The sequence below is a fragment of the Aureimonas glaciei genome (genome assembly GCF_014643375.1).
In the GTDB taxonomy this organism is placed as follows: domain Bacteria; phylum Pseudomonadota; class Alphaproteobacteria; order Rhizobiales; family Rhizobiaceae; genus Plantimonas; species Plantimonas glaciei.
Window position 1 is genome coordinate 19,688 of the sequence record NZ_BMJJ01000016.1, and the last position, 16,416, is coordinate 36,103.

Consider the following 16,416-nt stretch of genomic DNA (forward strand, 5'->3'; position numbering starts at 1 on the left):
CGGAGGCCCGCCTGGTTGGGTTGTCCCCGTGTCGTCGGAATGTCCGTCGGCGCGGCAGCTAGCCTCGCCCCGACGTTCGCCGTAAGAGGGGCGATGATGCGGATTTGCTACATCAATCTGGACCGCGCGACGCTCCGGCGGCAGCAGATGGAGACCGAAGCCGACCGGCTCGGGCTCGCCTTCGAGCGTTTCCCGGCGGTCTCGGCCGACGCGGTCGACGAGGCCACGGTCGGCGCGCTCGACCGCCGCTGGGAGCGGCCGCTGTCGAAGGCGGAACTGGCCTGCTTCCTGTCCCACCGCACGCTGTGGCAGCGCGTCGCCGAGACGGGCCAGCCGATGCTGATCCTGGAGGACGACGTGCGGCTGTCGCCGCGGCTGGCGTCTCTCTGTGCCGCTTCGGCATGGCAGGAGTCTGCCGATATGGATCTTCTGAATCTCGAAGATTTTGGCCGACGGCGCTTCCTCGCGCCGGCGCCTCGTCCGCTTGCCGGCGATCTCCAGCGGCTGCGCGTGTTTCGGGACAAGGCGGGCGCGGCGGCCTACGTGCTCTGGCCGGCCGGCGCGCAAAAACTTCTGGCCAGGGCTGAGCGGCAGGGCGCCGCACCGGCCGACGCCTTCATCCACGCCTGCGGCGAACTCGTCTCCTGGCAGTGCCAGCCGGCGCTCGCCATCCAGGCGGAGGTCCTGGCCCGCCGCGACCCGATGCGGGGCGACGTGCCGCCGACCTCGATCCAGGTCCCGCGCCGGCGCCTGAGGCCGGTGCCGCGCCACTGGCGCTTCTTCGCCCGCCGCGCGGCCGCGCAGGTTCGGCTGTTGCCACATCACCTCAGCCGGCTCGGCGGCGTCGCCTATCGCGAGGTGCGCGTCGATCCGGACGACTTCTTGCCGGACGCCCACAGCCGCGTGTAGACCGCGCCGATCTCGGCCGCCTCGCGTGCCAGGGGGAAATGTCGGCGGACATGATCGAGCGCCGCCGCACCCGCCGCTTGCCGGCGTGCGTCGTCGCCGAGCAAAGGCGCGATCGCGGAGGCCAGCGCCGCTGCGTCGTCGACGGGGACGACATGGCCGGTGACGCCCTCGACGATCATCTCGGCGAAGGCGCCGGCATCGCTCGCCACCACGGGTTTTCGAGAGGCCATGGCCTCCAGCGGCGTCAAACCAAAACCCTCGTTGCGCGGCGGGGCGACATAGAGGTCGAAGCGGCGGAACCACGCGGCGATGTCGTCGACCTCGCCGAGGAAGACGATGCGGTCGGCCAGCCCGGCTGCGCCAATGCTCTCGCGCATCGCGGCTTCGAAGCCGGTGTGCTCGGCCGTGGTGCGGCCGGTGATCACCGCGGTCCAATCGGGATGGCGCGGCAAGAGGTCGATCATCGCAGCCACGAAGAGGTCCGTGCCCTTCTGGTGCCGGATGCGGCCGGAACAGCCGACGATCTTTCGGCCCGCCAGCGCCTGCATGGCCGGGGAGGGCGCACCGATGCGCTCGGGCGAAAACGCGTCGAGGTCGATGCCGTGCAGGATGACGGTCGCCGGCACTTCGAGGAAGGCGGCGCTGCGCTGGCTGGTGGCGATGACGGCATCCATGCGGCGGATGAGGAACCGCGTCCAGGCGGTGTGCCGGCGCTGTGCGGCGGAGGTGAAGACGAGCTTCAGCCGCATGCGCAGGACGTCGCGCAGGACGAGGCCGGCCAACATTTCGGTATTGCGGCGCGCGTGCCAGAGGCGGAAGGGGCGCCCGGCGGGCCGGGTCCACAGGCCGAAGAACTGGCGCCAACGCAGTTTGGGAAGGTGCGAGGGAAGGCCGGGGCCGAGTGCGGCGATTCCGAGCGTCCGGGCCTGCAGCGGCACCAGCTGGACGATCGTCGAGGTGACGCCGGAGAGGCGGCGCTTGAAGTTGGGCGCGATCACCTCGACGTCGCGGATGTGCATGATGGCTACCCCTGACCCCTCATGCTGAGCCCTGTCGAAGCACGAGGGGCGGCACGACGGTAGCGGCGATGTCCCTCGTGCTTCGACAAGCTCAGCATGAGGGACAGGGATATGGCGCGGCTCGCAGAGAGAGGCGGAACCGCAGGCTGCTTGGCTAACCAGGATAAGGGCGTCGGCCCAACTTCCGGCGAATGCCGCTCAGCCCCAGCGCAGCTCGATGATCTCGTAGGACCGTGCGCCGCCCGGCGCGGCGACCTCGACCGTATCGCCTTCTTCCTTGCCGATCAGGGCGCGGGCGATGGGGGAGGAGATCGAGATGCGGCCCTGCTTCACGTCGGCTTCCTGGTCGCCGACGATCTGGTAGACCTTCTCCTCCTCGGTGTCCTCATCGATCAGCTTGACGGTCGCCCCAAACTTCACCTTCTCGCCCGACAGTTTCGACACGTCGATGACCTCGGCGCGGGCGGTATAGTCCTCGAGTTCGGAGATCCGGCCCTCGTTGAGGCTCTGCGATTCCTTGGCCGCGTGATATTCGGCGTTCTCCGACAGGTCGCCGTGCGCCCGCGCTTCCGAGATCGCCGCGATGATGCGCGGACGCTCCTCCTGCTGGCGCCGACGCAGCTCTTCCTTGAGCGACTCGAACCCGGCGCTTGTCATTGGGACCTTGTCCATGCCCTCAACCTTTCCAAACCGTCGGCCGAAGCGGCCGAAGGTCGTTTTCGTTCCCGCCGGATGATGCCGGCGCACAAAACAAACCGGCTCCGGACGGAAATCCGACCGGAACCAGCAAACCGTCGCAACCCGGGTCGACGAGACCCGGGGATCAGCCGATGATGCTGCGGCAAAATTCCGCTGTCAAACCCTGTCTCCCCTGACAAGGCCGCTTGCCGCCGTCCCTCACACCCCGCGCCCAGATCGTCCGCCAGCGGGCGCGCGATCGGTTTCGGCGCGTTTGTTCACGCGGCTGTGAAGTAGGACTGCAGGGACCGGACTTCAAGGCCACCGCGCTTCAGCGCCTCGATCGCCTCGGCCGCCGCGGCCATGCCGGAGAGCGTGGTGTAGTAGGGCACCTTGTGGATCAGCGCGGCGCGGCGCAGCGAGCGCGAGTCGGACAGCGCCTTGGCGCCTTCCGAGGTGTTCAGCACCAGCTGGATCTGCCGGTTGCGGATCGCGTCCTCGATATGCGGCCGGCCTTCCAGCACCTTGTTGATCTTCTCGGCGGGAATGCCCTGCTCGATCAGGAAACGCTGCGTCCCGCCCGTTGCGACGATCTTGAAGCCGAGTTCGTGCAGCTTGCGGATCGCCGGCAAAGCGCGGGCCTTGTCGCCGTCGCGCACCGAGACGAAGACGCTGCCCGCCGTCGGCAGGTCGATCGAAGAGCCGAGTTGCGACTTGGCGAAGGCGACGGCAAAGCTGGTGTCGAGGCCCATGACCTCGCCGGTCGAGCGCATTTCCGGGCCGAGCAGCGTGTCGACGCCGGGGAAGCGGGCGAAGGGGAAGACCGCTTCCTTGACCGCGATGTGCTTCAGCGTCCGCCAGTTCGGCTTGTCGCCATAGGCGGCAAACGCTGCGTCCAGCGTCTCGCCGGCCATGATGCGGGCGGCGATCTTGGCGATCGGCGAGCCGATGGTTTTGGCGACGAAGGGCACGGTGCGCGAGGCCCGCGGATTGACCTCGAGGACGTAGATGTCCTCGCCCTTGATGGCGAACTGCACGTTCATCAGGCCGACGACGTTGAGGCCGAGCGCCATCACGCGGGTCTGGCGCTCCAGCTCGTCCACGATCGCGTCCGACAGCGAGTGCACCGGCAGCGAGCAGGCGCTGTCGCCGGAATGGATGCCAGCTTCCTCGATATGCTCCAGGATGCCGGCGATGAAGGTGTCCTTGCCGTCGGACAGGCAGTCGACGTCGACCTCGATCGCATCGGAGAGATAGCTGTCGATCAGGACCGGCGACTTGCCGGAGACGACCACCGCCTCGGTGATGTAGCGCTCGAACTGCGGGCCGTTGCGCACGATCTCCATGGCGCGGCCGCCGAGCACGTAGGACGGGCGGATGACCACGGGATAGCCGATGCGCTCGACGATGATGCGGGCCTCGTCGGCCGAGCGGGCGATGCCGTTGTTCGGCTGGCGCAGCTGGAACTCGTTGAGAAAATGCTGGAAGCGGTCGCGGTCCTCGGCAAGGTCGATCGCGTCGGGCGAGGTGCCGAGGATCGGGATGCCGGCCTTCTCCAGCGTCTCGGCGAGCTTCAGCGGCGTCTGACCGCCGAGCTGCACGATGACGCCGTGGAGGGTGCCCTTGGACTGCTCGACGCGCAGGATGGCCAGCACGTCCTCGCCGGTGAGCGGCTCGAAATAGAGCCGGTCCGAGGTGTCGTAGTCGGTGGAGACGGTCTCCGGGTTGCAGTTGACCATGATCGCCTCGTAGCCGGCGTCCTTCAGCGCGAAGGCGGCATGGCAGCAGCAATAGTCGAACTCGATGCCCTGGCCGATGCGGTTCGGCCCGCCGCCGAGGATGACGACTTTCTTGCGGTCGGAAACCTCGTCCTCGGAGCGCAGGGACCCGGCGAAGGGCCGCTCATAGGTCGAGTACATGTAGGGCGTCGGCGAGGCGAACTCGGCGGCGCAGGTGTCGATGCGCTTGAACACCGGATGCACGTCGAGTTTCTCCCGCGCCGAAGCGACGGTCTCCTCGTCGGCGCCGATGAGCTTGGCGAGGCGGGCATCGGAGAAGCCGACGGACTTCAGGAAGCGGAAGTTTTCGGCGTCGTCCGGCAGGCCGTGCTCGCTGACGCGCGCCTCGAGATCGATGATTGCCTTGATGCGGGCGATGAACCAGGGATCGATCTTGCAGGACTGGTGCACCTGCTCCTCGGACGTGCCCATGCGCAGCGCCTGCGCCACCATCAACAGGCGGTCGGGCGTCGGCTTGCCCAAGGCGGCGCGGATGGCGTTCTTGTCGTCCCCCTCGCCGATGCCGGGGATCTTGATCTCGTCGAGCCCGTCGAGGCCGGTCTCAAGACCCCGCAGCGCCTTCTGCAGCGATTCCTCGAACGTCCGGCCGATCGCCATGACCTCGCCGACCGACTTCATCGCGGTGGTGAGCAGCGGGTCGGCGCCGGGGAACTTCTCGAAGGCGAAGCGCGGGATTTTGGTGACGACATAGTCGATCGACGGCTCGAAGGAGGCGGGCGTCGCGCCGCCGGTGATGTCGTTGTCGAGTTCGTCCAGCGTATAGCCGACGGCGAGTTTCGCCGCGATCTTGGCGATCGGGAAGCCCGTGGCCTTCGAAGCCAGCGCCGAGGAGCGCGAGACGCGCGGGTTCATCTCGATGACGACGAGGCGGCCGTCCTCGGGATTGACGGCGAACTGCACGTTCGAGCCGCCGGTCTCCACGCCGATCTCGCGCAAGACCGCGATCGAGGCGTTGCGCATCACCTGGTATTCCTTGTCGGTCAAGGTGAGGGCAGGGGCGACGGTGATCGAATCGCCGGTGTGGACGCCCATCGGATCGATGTTCTCGATCGAGCAGACGATGATGCAGTTGTCCGCCTTGTCGCGGACGACCTCCATCTCGTATTCCTTCCAACCGAGGACGCTCTCCTCAATCAGCACTTCCGTCGTCGGCGAGGCATCGAGGCCGCCTTCGGCGATCTCGAAAAATTCCGAGCGGTTGTAGGCGATGCCGCCGCCGGTGCCGCCCATGGTGAAGGACGGGCGGATGATGGCGGGCAGGCCGATCTGCTCCAGCGCCTCGGCCGCCGCGGCGAGTGCGCGGGTCATGTAGCGCTGCTTGCGGTCGGAGCGGCCGGCGGCCCATTCGGCCTCGATGGCGGCGAGCGCCTCGGCCTGGGCCGTCGCATCGGTAATGGTGGCGCGGATCTCCGCCGCCTTCGCTTCGAAGGCCGCCTTGTCGGCGCTCTTGGCCTCGGTGGCGTTGGCGAGAAGCGAGCGCGGGGTCTCCAGGCCGATCTTCTTCATGGCCTCGCGGAAGAGCGCGCGATCCTCGGCCTTGTCGATCGCCGCGGCGTCGGCGCCGATCATCTCCACATTGTACTTGTCGAGCACGCCCATGCGGCGCAGCGACAGCGCCGTGTTCAGCGCGGTCTGGCCGCCCATGGTCGGCAGCAGCGCGTCCGGACGCTCCTTCTCGATGATCTTGGCGACCACCTCGGGCGTGATCGGCTCGATATAGGTCGCGTCGGCAAGGTCGGGATCGGTCATGATCGTCGCCGGATTGGAGTTGATCAGGATGATCCGGTATCCCTCCTCCTTCAGCGCCTTGCAGGCCTGCGTGCCCGAATAGTCGAACTCGCAGGCCTGGCCGATGATGATCGGTCCGGCGCCGATGATCAGGATGGAGCGGATATCGGTCCGTTTCGGCATGGCTCTTCTTTCGTCGACATACTTGTTTCCGCGCGAAAATCCGGTCGCGCTACGGGCGTGACCGGTTCGGGCTCGGAAGGTTCTTCAGGCTAAGGCCGGTGTATAGGGAAAAGCCGGCCCGGGCGAAAGGGCAGAAACGACCCTGTCCCGGCAAATCCACCGATCAGTCGCCGGCACCGGCGGACTTGGCGGCGCGCTTGGCCGGCGCAGCGTCCTTGGCGGCGACAGGCAGGCTTGGCGCCGGCGCATTTTTGGCCCGCGGCATGGCCTGGCCGTCATAGGATTCGAAGCCGAGGGTGAGGGCGAGGCAGGCGAGCTCGACCGTCTTCGGGATCTCGATCGTCTTGCCGTCCCGATCGCCCTTTTCGTAATACTGGATGACGCGCTTCTTCAGGCCGAGCTTTTCGGCAGCGTCCTTCTGCTTCCAGCCAAGGGCCTTGCGCCAGCTGCGGAAATCGTCGGGCTGCATGGGTCACTCCAAAGGCGGGGCTGATGCGAGGGGCAGATCGCCAATAGCCTGCGGGGCTTGGCATTCCTGCCATTCCAGATGCGGGGCCGTCTGGCAAGCCTCGCACAGGCGTGTCGTGCTATAAATGCACGAGGTGCGCCAACCGACAGTTGACTGCGGCGCACCGAGTGCGCATCTTGAGATGGATGACCACGGGTTCGTGCGTCACCGTGCCCCTCGGGCGGCGGGGCGTCTGTTGCCGCCTTCGAGCAGCCATGGAAGGACCAGGACAGTGCTTGCCGACATCATCATTGCCCGCAGTGCCTACGGGGGCGATCGCGACCGCGACGATCTCCACCGCCATGCCACCTTTTCCTGCGGCATGCGGCGGTTCTATCGCCGGCTGATGCGGGTTTTTCGCGCGTGACGGCCGGAGAGGCCCCGCAGAAACACTGAAGGCGCCGGAGGAATTCCGGCGCCTTCTTCGTTCTGGGCTCGTCGCCTGCCTCCGGGCGCGCCGGAAAGGTTCAGGCCGCGGTATTCTTGCGGCTGTCGATCAGTTCGAAGAACCGGTCGAAGAGATAGTGCGAGTCCTGCGGGCCGGGCGAGGCCTCGGGATGGTGCTGCACGGAGAAGACCGGCGCGTCCTTCATCTTCAGACCGCAGTTCGACTGGTCGAACAGCGAGATGTGGGTCTCCTCAACATCCGCCGGCAGCGTGCCGGATTCCACGGCGAAGCCGTGATTCATCGAAACGATCTCGACCTTGCCGGTGGTGAAATCCTTGACCGGATGGTTGGCGCCGTGATGGCCCTGGTGCATCTTCGAGGTCTTGCCGCCGAGCGCCAGCGCCAGCATCTGGTGGCCAAGGCAGATGCCGAACATCGGCACGCCGGTCTCGATCAGCTTCTGGATGGTCGGCACGGCGTAGACGCCGGTCGCAGCCGGATCACCCGGGCCGTTCGACAGGAAGATGCCGTCGGGATGGTGCGCCATCACTTCGTCGGCGGTCGACGTCGGCGGCATCAGGACGACGCGGGCGCCGCGGCCGGTCATCAGCCGGAGGATGTTGCGCTTGGTGCCGTAGTCGAGGGCGACAACGGTGTAGCGCGGCTCGCTCTCGGTGGCGTAGCCGGCATTCCAGGCCCAGGGTTTTTCGTCCCAGACCACCGACTGGTGAGTGGCGACGTCCTTGGCGAGGTCGAGACCTTCGAGGCCTGACCAGGCCCTGGCCTTCGCCTTCAGCGCCTCGATGTCGAAGACGCCGTCCGGATTGTGCGCGATGACGGCGTTCGGCATGCCGTTTTCGCGGATGTGGGCGGTGAGGGCTCGCGTATCGATGCCCGACAGCGCGATGATGCCGCGCTTCTTCAGCCAGGCGTCGAGATGGCCGGAGGAACGGTAGTTCGAGGGGGCCGACACCTCGGCCCGGAAGATCGCGCCGACCGCGCCATGCGCGTTGGCCGGGACGAGGTCCTCGGTGTCCTCGTCATTGGCGCCGACATTGCCGATGTGCGGGAAGGTGAAGGTGACGATCTGCTTGGCGTAGGAGGGGTCGGTGAGGATCTCCTGGTAGCCGGTCAGCGCGGTGTTGAAGCAGACCTCGCCGGTCGTCTCGCCGACGGCGCCGATGCCGTCGCCCTCGATGATCGTGCCATCGGCGAGCACCAGGAGTGCGGTCGGTTTGCGTGTCGTCCAGCCTGCGGTCATGGCGTGCCCTTCGAAGGTCGTTTCCTGCCGGCGCGCGCCTTGGCGCCGCGGCAAAGCGCGGGCGCCAAGGCGCGGGTCAGGCGCGGGAAAAGTGTGCATTGGTTGGCATATCGACCTTAACGGCGCGGACTGCAAGTCTCTTGCGCGGCTTTCCCCGCAGCTTTACATGCCGCGGTGAACGACAGCCGGCGCCTTCGGGCGCGCGCTCGCCGCCCGTCGATCGGGCGGATCGCGGCGTTCCGGCTCGTCACGGACGATCAGACAAGCCCAGAGAAGAAGCCGAGGAGGCCCCGATGCGCGCTGCCATCACCAATGCCCTGAAAGACGCCATGAAGGCCGGCGACAAGACCCGGACCGGAACCCTGCGCCTCGTCAACGCGGCGATCAAGGACAAGGACATCCTCAACCGCGGTTCGGGGCGCGATGCGGCCAGCGACGACGAGATCGTCCAGATCCTCGGCAAGATGACCAAGCAGCGCGAGGAATCGGCGAAGATCTACGAGGACAATGCCCGTCCCGAGCTCGCCGCCAAGGAGCGCGAGGAGATCGCCATCATCGCCGGCTTCCTGCCGGTGCAGATGGACGAGGCCGGCATGGAGGCGGCTGTCGCCGCCAGCATCGCCGATCTCGGCGCCGCTGGCATGAAGGACATGGGCCGGGTGATGACGGCCCTTAAGGAGCGCCATGCCGGCCAGATGGATTTCGGCAAGGCGAACGGCGTGGTGAAGAGGATGCTGAGTGCGGGGTGAGGGATGGCAGTGGCGCGGCTCGTTTTCCGAGAGGCGTCTGCGGGGTAAGGCAAGCCACTGGTTGCCGCGACGGTTGACCCGAAGCTCCAAATCCGTTGCCGCAACATCCCATAATTAGTCATCCCGGGCTTGACCCGGGACCCATGCCAAATCGCTGAACGAGATCGAGAACGGTCGACCTTCCTTTCTGATGCGAGCGGCTGTTCGGGGCCGAATTTGCAACGAGAACGCTCGCGGCATGGGTGCTCGGGTCAAGCCCGAGCATGACTATCCGGAGAGGGAGGCGCGTTTCGGCCACGCGCTGCCACTTCCGCGAAAACGTGCGCATCCCCTCAAAACAGCAGCGACCACAAGAGCGGCAAGGCGATCGCCGTCGCCAGCGCGTTGAGGCCCATGGCGAGGCCGGAGAAGGCGCCGGCAATCTCGCTTTCCTGCAGAGCGCGGGCGGTGCCGATGCCGTGCGCGGCGGTGCCCATGGCAAAGCCGCGCGCTGCCTTGCCGCGGATGCCGCAGAGGTCGAGAACGGCAGGCCCGAGCGAGGCGCCGATGATGCCGGTGGCGATGACGAGGACGGCGGTCAGCGACGGCACGCCGCCGAGCTTTTCGGCGATGCCCATGGCGACCGGCGCGGTCACCGATTTCGGCGCCAGCGCGACGAGCCCGGCGCGGTCGACCCCGAACAGCGCGCCGATGCCGACCGCCGTCGCCATGGCGGTGAGCGATCCCGCGGCAAGGCTCGCGGCCAGCGCCCCGGCATGGCGGCGGACCTTGTCGAACTGCCGGTAGAGCGGGATCGCCAGGGCGACGGTGGCGGGGCCGAGCAGGAAATGGATGAACTGCGCGCCCTCGAAATAGGTGTCGTAGGACGTGCCGGTCAGCGTCAGCAGTGTGACGACCATCGCCACCGTCAGAAGCACCGGGTTCAGCAGCGCCAGAAAACGGGCGCGGCGATAGAGGGCGAAGGCGATCTGGTAGAGGACGAGCGTCAGGGTCAGGGACAACAGCGGCGTCGCCGCGAGATAGACCCAGACCTCGCGCAGCGATTCAGCCGGCATCAGTATCGCTCCCGCGCGCTGTGAGGAAGCGCATGGCTAGGCCTGTCACGGCGATGGTGGCGAGCGTCGACACGATCAGCGCCGTGCCGAGCCCCAACGCGTCCGCTTCCAGCCGATGGACATGCATCATGATGCCGGCCCCCGCCGGCACGAACAGCAGCGACAGGTGCTGCAGCAGCCCGTCGCCGACCTTTCCGATCGCCTCTGGCACCTCTCCCTTCAGCATCAGGCCGGCAAACAGCAGCGCCATGCCGATGACGGGCCCCGGCAGCGGCAGCGCGAACCAGGCGGTGATCATCTCGCCGACAAGTTGGCAGAGGAAAATGGCGGTGAGGGCAGGGAGCATGGGCGGTCCTGTGACGGGGCGCGCGACGCTCGCGTTCGACGTCGACACCTTCTGATGAGAGAATAGGCTGAAGCGATGATCGGCAAGGCCGCGCCGGCGATGCCAAATTGCGTGCGCTTCCCTGATCGCATATTCTCGGCGCCGAGTGAGGAAGGGGTTCATGGCACCGGTCGAAAAAGTCACCATCTCGATGACAGCCGACATGGCGGGGTATGTCCGTGAGGTCGTTGGAGCCGGCCAGTATGCTTCCGCCGGCGAGGCGATCCATGAGGCGATGCTCGAATGGCGGGAACGACGCGAACTTCTGGGATACAGCCTGGAAGAGTTGCGGACGCTCGTCGGGGAGGGCATCGACAGCGGCCCGACGCTCGATGCGAACGAGGTGTTCGCTGATCTGAGGCAAAAGGTGCGCGCCCGGCTCCCCGCGCGCCCGTGAAGCTCCGGGTCTCTCCGTTGGCTGCAACCGATATCGAGGACATCATCCTCTATATTGCGGCGGAGAACCCCCAGGCAGCCCTGAACGTCCTCGACGCGATCGAGCAGCGCTTCGCGCAGCTCTTGAATTATCCTTTTCAGGGCCGTCGCGGGAAGACATCGGACCCGGCATCCGTCACGTCGTCTCCGGCCAGTATATCGCCTTCTACCGGATCCGCGGAGAGGCGGTGGACGTGCTTCGAGTCCTGCATGGGAAGCGCAGTGTCGATCCCGCGACCATTGTCGCATCCTGACGCAATTCGCCCTGTGAATGACGGGAATTGATTCAGCACGGTCCTTTTTTAGAAGCAATCCGTGCTAACGCTTCCGATCCAGCGATCCCGTGAAAGTCCCATGCGCTTTTCCCCGAGTTTTCTCGACGATATCCGCGACCGTGTGCCGATCTCCGACGTCATCGGGCGGCGCGTCACCTGGGATCGCAAGAAGTCGCAGACGGCCAAGGGCGACTATTGGGCCTGCTGCCCCTTCCACAGCGAGAAGTCGCCGTCCTTCCACTGCGAGGACCAGAAGGGCCGCTACCACTGTTTTGGCTGCGGCGTGTCCGGGGATCATTTCCGCTTTCTTGTCGAGGCGGAGGGCCTGTCCTTCCCGGAGGCAGTCGAGCGGCTGGCCGCTGAGGCGGGCCTGGCCCTCCCGGCGCGCGATGCCGATGCCGAGCGCCGCGACGAGCAGCGCTCGACCATTCTGGACGCGCTGAAGTTTTCAGCCGAGTTCTTTTCCGGCTTGCTCCAGGAGGCCGACGGCGCCAAGGCCCGCGCCTATCTGCGCGACCGCGGGCTGAACCCGGTGACGCAGAAGACTTTTGGCCTCGGCTACGGGCCGGACAGCCGCAACCGGCTGAAGGAGTTCCTGGCGCGCAAGGGCGTCGGCAAGGCCGAGATCGAGGCCTCGGGCATGGTCGTGCACGGCGAGGGCATTGCCGTTTCCTACGACCGTTTTCGCGATCGGATCATGTTTCCGATCCAGGACGCGCAGGAGCGGATCATCGCCTTCGGCGGCCGGGCGCTCTCGCCCGACGTTTCCGCGAAATATTTGAATTCGCCGGAGACCGACGTCTTCCACAAGGGCGCGACGCTGTTCAATCTCGCCCGCGCCCGGCGGGCGGCAAAGGCGGCGGGAACGCTGGTCGTCGTCGAGGGCTACATGGACACGATCGCTCTTCACCAGGCGGGTTTCGGCCATGTCGTCGCCCCTCTTGGAACGGCGCTGACCGACCGGCAGCTCGAGCTTCTCTGGCGCAATGCCGACGAGCCGATCCTGTGCTTCGACGGCGATGCGGCCGGCCTTAAGGCGGCGAACCGGGCGGCCGACCTCGCGCTGCCGCTCCTGAAGCCCGGCCGCTCTCTGCGCTTTGCCTTGCTTCCGGACGGCAAGGACCCGGACGATCTCGTGCGCGACAGCGGTGCCGAAGCCTTTCGCGAGGTGCTTTCGGCCGCCCGCCCGCTGGCCGATCTCCTGTGGATGCGCGAGACGGCCGGCGGCCAGTTCGACACGCCCGAGCGCCGCGCCGATCTCGAGCACCGGCTGAAGGCGATGACGCGGCAGATCGGCGACGAGAACGTCCGCCGCCATTATCTGCAGGATGTCGACGGCCGGCTAAAGAGCTTCTTCGGCGCCGGCACCGCGCAGGCCCGGCGGGGCGAGGGTGGGCGGGCGCCCTACGGCAACCGCCGCGACGGCGAGGCCGGGGCCAAGCGCGGCGGCAAGCCGGGTGCGGGTCCCCAGCGCTCCGTGGTCTCCGACCGGCTCGCGCGGTCGAGCCTGATGAAGCGCGCGAGCCTCCAGGAATCCTCCCTGCGCGAAGTCGCCATCGTCATCGGCTTCATCAACCACCCGCTGCTCTTCCACGAGGCCTTCGACTATTTCGCCGAGCTGGAACTGCCACAGGGCGGGCTGTCGCAACTGCGCTCGGCGGTGCTCGACGTCTATGCCGAACACCACCCGGCCTCGCGCGAGGAATTGTTGCAGCATCTTCCGCCGGAGGGCGCGCGCAGCGTCTATGAGGGTTTTCAGCAGCGCCTGCGCGAACTCAGGCTGTGGACCTTTCTGGAGGATGCCGCGCCGGAGGACGCGCGCGAAGCCGTCCGGCAGGCGCTTCACTTGCACCACCGATTCCGCTCCCTAAATAGGGAGTTGCGCAGCGCCGAAGAGGTTCTGGGCCAGCAACCCTCAGAAACAGCCTATGCCCACGTCGTCGAGGTCAAGCGGGAGATCGAGGCGCTCGCCGGGACCGAGGCGTTGATCGATGGTTTCGGCATTCTTTCGGGACGCGGCGCAAAGTCCTATTGACCCGGTCGCAATTATGAATCGCCTTGCGCGTGAATTTCCGCTATGGCCAGCCAATTCAGCGGCATAGTCGGATTTCCGCGAATGGGTGAAGGCCAGCCGGTCGCCCCGTTCCGGATCAGGGCGCAGGAAGACGAAATGCGGCGATGATTTGTCGCCTACGAACTTGAAAATGCAACACGCTGCGCCCTTTACACGGGATAGCAGACCACTGCGTCCATCGACCGGGACGCTCGCCGACACGGTTAAGCGAACGTTTACGGTCTCAAGCCTATGGGTAGGAACGACACCGCCACCAGTGCGATCCGTTCCGATCATGCCAGGCACGGCGCGCGAACTGGAGAGATACGCATGGCAACCAAGGCCAAAGAAAGCGAAGCGGTCGTCGAAGAGCGTCCGGAGACGCAAGACGGTCCTCTGCTCGATCTGTCCGATGATGCCGTCAAGAAGATGATCAAGGCCGCCAAGAAGCGCGGCTTCGTGACCATGGACAAGCTGAATTCCGTCCTCACCGCCGACGACGTGACCTCCGAGCAGATCGAGGACACGATGGCCATGTTGAACGACATGGGCATCAACGTCGTCGAGGAAGAGGAGAGCGAGGACGCCGAGGAGAAGGAGTCCGAGGAAAAGGAGGGCTCCACCGAAGTCATGGAGGCCGGCCCCTCTGCGGTCGCCACCACGACGAAGAAGGAAGCCACCGACCGCACCGACGATCCTGTGCGGATGTATCTGCGCGAGATGGGCTCGGTCGAGCTTCTGTCGCGCGAGGGCGAAATCGCCATCGCCAAGCGCATCGAGGCCGGCCGCGAGACGATGATCGCGGGCCTCTGCGAGAGCCCACTGACCTTCCAGGCCATCATCATCTGGCGTGACGAGCTGAACGAAGGCAACATCATGCTGCGCGAGGTCGTCGACCTCGAGGCGACCTATGCCGGCCCCGAGGCCAAGCTGCCCGACGTGCCGGCCGTGGCGCCGGATGGCGCCGCGCCCGAGGCCCCCGCCGCGGGACTGCCCGCCGGCGAACGCGGCGACGATGACGACGACGACGACGACGAGTTCGAGAACTCGCTGTCGCTGGCCGCCATGGAGGCCGAGATCCGGCCGCAGGTCATCGAGACCTTCGACATCATCGCCGACAGCTACAAGCGTCTGCGCAAGCTCCAGGACCAGCAGGTCGAGAACCGCCTGGCCGCGACCGGCACGCTGTCGCCCAGCCAGGAGCGCAGCTACAAGAAGCTGAAGGAAGAGCTGATCACGGCCGTCAAGGGCCTGTCGCTCAACCAGAACCGCATCGATGCCCTGGTCGCCCAGCTCTACGACATCAACAAGCGGCTGGTCGGCAACGAGGGCAAGCTGCTGCGCCTCGCCGAAAGCTACGGCGTCAAGCGCGAGGAGTTCCTGAAGAGCTACCAGGGCTCCGAACTCGACCCGAACTGGACGCGGCACATCGCCAATCTCGCCGGCAAGGGCTGGCTGAAGTTCGTCCAGAGCGAGAAGGACTCGATCCGCGCGCTGCGCCAGGACATCCAGAACCTGGCGTCCGAAACCGGCCTCGAGATCACCGAATTCCGCCGCATCGTCCACATGGTGCAGAAGGGCGAGCGCGAGGCCCGGCAGGCGAAGAAGGAAATGGTCGAGGCAAACCTGCGCCTCGTCATCTCCATCGCCAAGAAGTACACCAACCGCGGCCTGCAGTTCCTGGATCTCATCCAGGAGGGCAATATCGGCCTGATGAAGGCGGTGGACAAGTTCGAGTATCGCCGCGGCTACAAGTTCTCGACCTATGCGACCTGGTGGATCCGCCAGGCGATCACCCGCTCGATCGCCGATCAGGCCCGCACGATCCGCATTCCGGTGCACATGATCGAGACGATCAACAAGATCGTGCGCACGAGCCGCCAGATGCTGCACGAGATCGGCCGCGAGCCGACCCCGGAGGAGCTGGCCGAAAAGCTCGCCATGCCGCTGGAGAAGGTGCGCAAGGTCCTGAAGATCGCCAAGGAGCCGATCTCCCTCGAAACGCCGGTCGGCGACGAGGAGGATTCGCATCTCGGCGACTTCATCGAGGACAAGAACGCCATCCTGCCGATCGACGCGGCGATCCAGGCCAATCTGCGCGAGACCACGACGCGCGTGCTCGCTTCGCTCACCCCGCGCGAGGAACGCGTGCTGCGCATGCGCTTCGGCATCGGCATGAACACCGACCACACGCTGGAAGAGGTCGGCCAGCAGTTCTCGGTGACGCGCGAGCGCATCCGCCAGATCGAGGCCAAGGCCCTGCGCAAGCTGAAGCACCCCTCGCGGTCGCGCAAGCTGCGCTCCTTCCTCGACAGCTGACCGCACTATAAAGGCGGCCGCCATCCGCAGTGTGACGGGCGGCGCTTCACCCCCCCCACGGTGCGGCGCCCCCCGTTCACGCCCGCGTGAAATACAGTTGCTCCCGCGTCAGCTTCTTCGCCAGAATGGTCCCGGCCGAATCGTCGGCCGGGGGAGGCGATGGATGGGTGTGCGCGTTTGGGCGGCGCTGGCCGCGGTGCTGGCGCTTTGTGGCTGTACGACGACCGAGGAGGCGAACGTCGCCATGCGGGCCGACTGGATCGGGCGCAGCAGCGACGATTTCTTCTCGGCCTACGGCCCTCCCTACCAGCGCTACGACCGCCAGGACGGTGGCACGATCTATTCCTGGCGCGGCGGCGAGACGGAGCGCTTCGTGCCGGCCCAGTTCACGACGGTGGGCGAGGGGCGCGAGCGCAAGAGCACGATCGTCGTTACCGATGCCGACGGCAACAGCGTCGTCGAGACGCGCACCCGCTCCGAGGAGCCGCAGCGTATCATGACAGCGCCGCCGCGCAGCGAAAGCCTCTACTGCGAAGCGCAGATCACCGCGGACGCCGACGGGATCATCCGCTCGATCGGCGCGACCGGCGATACCGACGGCGAGGGATTGAGCTTCTCGCGCTGTGGCGAGCTATTCAAGCCCGACGCCTGACGGTTCGCCGGCCAGGCGCC

14 protein-coding genes and 2 pseudogenes are annotated in these 16,416 nt (G+C 66.6%); 9 read left to right on the plus strand and 7 right to left on the minus strand.

What is annotated here, in order from left to right; all coding sequences use genetic code 11:
- Window positions 1–93 precede the first annotated feature (93 nt).
- Complete coding sequence (locus tag IEX88_RS23850) at window positions 94–909, plus strand: glycosyltransferase family 25 protein (RefSeq protein ID WP_188854993.1); 816 nt, start codon at window positions 94–96, stop codon at window positions 907–909.
- Here IEX88_RS23850 and IEX88_RS23855 read toward each other — a convergent pair.
- The 4 genes from IEX88_RS23855 to IEX88_RS23870 form a co-directional block, all read right to left on the minus strand.
- Window positions 849–1,931 (minus strand): glycosyltransferase family 4 protein, encoded by a 1,083-nt coding sequence (locus IEX88_RS23855; protein ID WP_188855083.1) that lies wholly within the window; start codon window positions 1,929–1,931, stop codon window positions 849–851. The two genes, IEX88_RS23850 and IEX88_RS23855, sit on opposite strands and share 61 nt — an antisense overlap.
- Before the next feature lie 195 nt (window positions 1,932–2,126).
- Entirely contained in the window at window positions 2,127–2,600 is a 474-nt protein-coding gene (gene greA, locus IEX88_RS23860; RefSeq protein ID WP_188854994.1) for a transcription elongation factor GreA, read from the minus strand.
- Window positions 2,601–2,884: 284 nt separating this feature from the next.
- The gene (gene carB / locus IEX88_RS23865; RefSeq protein ID WP_188854995.1) at window positions 2,885–6,316 is read right to left on the minus strand and encodes a carbamoyl-phosphate synthase large subunit; all 3,432 of its coding nucleotides are present in this window, start codon (window positions 6,314–6,316) and stop codon (window positions 2,885–2,887) included.
- Between the two features lie 163 nt (window positions 6,317–6,479).
- The gene (locus tag IEX88_RS23870; protein WP_188854996.1) at window positions 6,480–6,785 is read right to left on the minus strand and encodes a helix-turn-helix domain-containing protein; all 306 of its coding nucleotides are present in this window, start codon (window positions 6,783–6,785) and stop codon (window positions 6,480–6,482) included.
- Between the two features lie 271 nt (window positions 6,786–7,056).
- On the opposite strand from IEX88_RS23870, the gene IEX88_RS27115 reads away from it, so the two are divergent.
- Complete coding sequence (locus tag IEX88_RS27115; protein WP_274604640.1) at window positions 7,057–7,191, plus strand: hypothetical protein; 135 nt, start codon at window positions 7,057–7,059, stop codon at window positions 7,189–7,191.
- A gap of 100 nt (window positions 7,192–7,291) precedes the next feature.
- On the opposite strand, the gene carA is transcribed toward IEX88_RS27115, so the two are convergent.
- Window positions 7,292–8,473, minus strand: a complete 1,182-nt coding sequence (gene carA / locus IEX88_RS23875; protein WP_188854997.1) for a glutamine-hydrolyzing carbamoyl-phosphate synthase small subunit — start codon at window positions 8,471–8,473, stop codon at window positions 7,292–7,294.
- A 293-nt stretch (window positions 8,474–8,766) separates the two neighbouring features.
- Between carA and IEX88_RS23880 the strand changes: the two genes are divergently transcribed.
- Window positions 8,767–9,222 carry a GatB/YqeY domain-containing protein gene (locus IEX88_RS23880; protein ID WP_188854998.1) on the plus strand — a complete coding sequence of 152 codons (456 nt, stop codon included), beginning with the start codon at window positions 8,767–8,769 and terminating at the stop codon, window positions 9,220–9,222.
- Window positions 9,223–9,554: 332 nt separating this feature from the next.
- Here IEX88_RS23880 and IEX88_RS23885 read toward each other — a convergent pair whose 3' ends face one another.
- Together IEX88_RS23885 and IEX88_RS23890 are read right to left on the minus strand one after the other, a co-directional pair.
- The gene (locus tag IEX88_RS23885) at window positions 9,555–10,277 is read right to left on the minus strand and encodes an LrgB family protein (protein ID WP_188854999.1); all 723 of its coding nucleotides are present in this window, start codon (window positions 10,275–10,277) and stop codon (window positions 9,555–9,557) included.
- Window positions 10,267–10,623, minus strand: coding sequence for a CidA/LrgA family protein (locus IEX88_RS23890; RefSeq protein ID WP_188855000.1), 357 nt, complete (start codon window positions 10,621–10,623; stop codon window positions 10,267–10,269). Before IEX88_RS23890 ends, IEX88_RS23885 begins: the two co-directional genes overlap by 11 nt.
- Before the next feature lie 160 nt (window positions 10,624–10,783).
- Between IEX88_RS23890 and IEX88_RS23895 the strand changes: the two genes are divergently transcribed.
- The 6 genes and pseudogenes from IEX88_RS23895 to IEX88_RS23915 all read left to right on the plus strand — a co-directional run bounded on the left by IEX88_RS23895 (window position 10,784) and on the right by IEX88_RS23915 (window position 16,396).
- Window positions 10,784–11,059: a ribbon-helix-helix domain-containing protein gene (locus tag IEX88_RS23895; protein WP_188855001.1), complete on the plus strand. Its 276-nt coding sequence runs from the start codon at window positions 10,784–10,786 to the stop codon at window positions 11,057–11,059.
- Window positions 11,056–11,106 (plus strand): annotated as a pseudogene (locus IEX88_RS27350) (hypothetical protein); the annotation flags it as partial. The gene IEX88_RS23895 and the pseudogene IEX88_RS27350, both read left to right, overlap by 4 nt.
- Window positions 11,107–11,213: 107 nt before the next feature.
- Window positions 11,214–11,351 (plus strand): annotated as a pseudogene (locus IEX88_RS27355) (type II toxin-antitoxin system RelE/ParE family toxin); the annotation flags it as partial.
- A gap of 100 nt (window positions 11,352–11,451) precedes the next feature.
- Entirely contained in the window at window positions 11,452–13,407 is a 1,956-nt protein-coding gene (gene dnaG, locus IEX88_RS23905; RefSeq protein ID WP_188855002.1) for a DNA primase, read from the plus strand.
- 348 nt (window positions 13,408–13,755) lie between these two features.
- Complete coding sequence (gene rpoD, locus IEX88_RS23910) at window positions 13,756–15,744, plus strand: RNA polymerase sigma factor RpoD (RefSeq protein WP_188855003.1); 1,989 nt, start codon at window positions 13,756–13,758, stop codon at window positions 15,742–15,744.
- Between the two features lie 163 nt (window positions 15,745–15,907).
- On the plus strand, window positions 15,908–16,396 hold the full coding sequence (locus IEX88_RS23915) for a hypothetical protein (RefSeq protein ID WP_188855004.1): 489 nt from the start codon (window positions 15,908–15,910) through the stop codon (window positions 16,394–16,396).
- The last annotated feature ends 20 nt before the right edge of the window (window positions 16,397–16,416 follow it).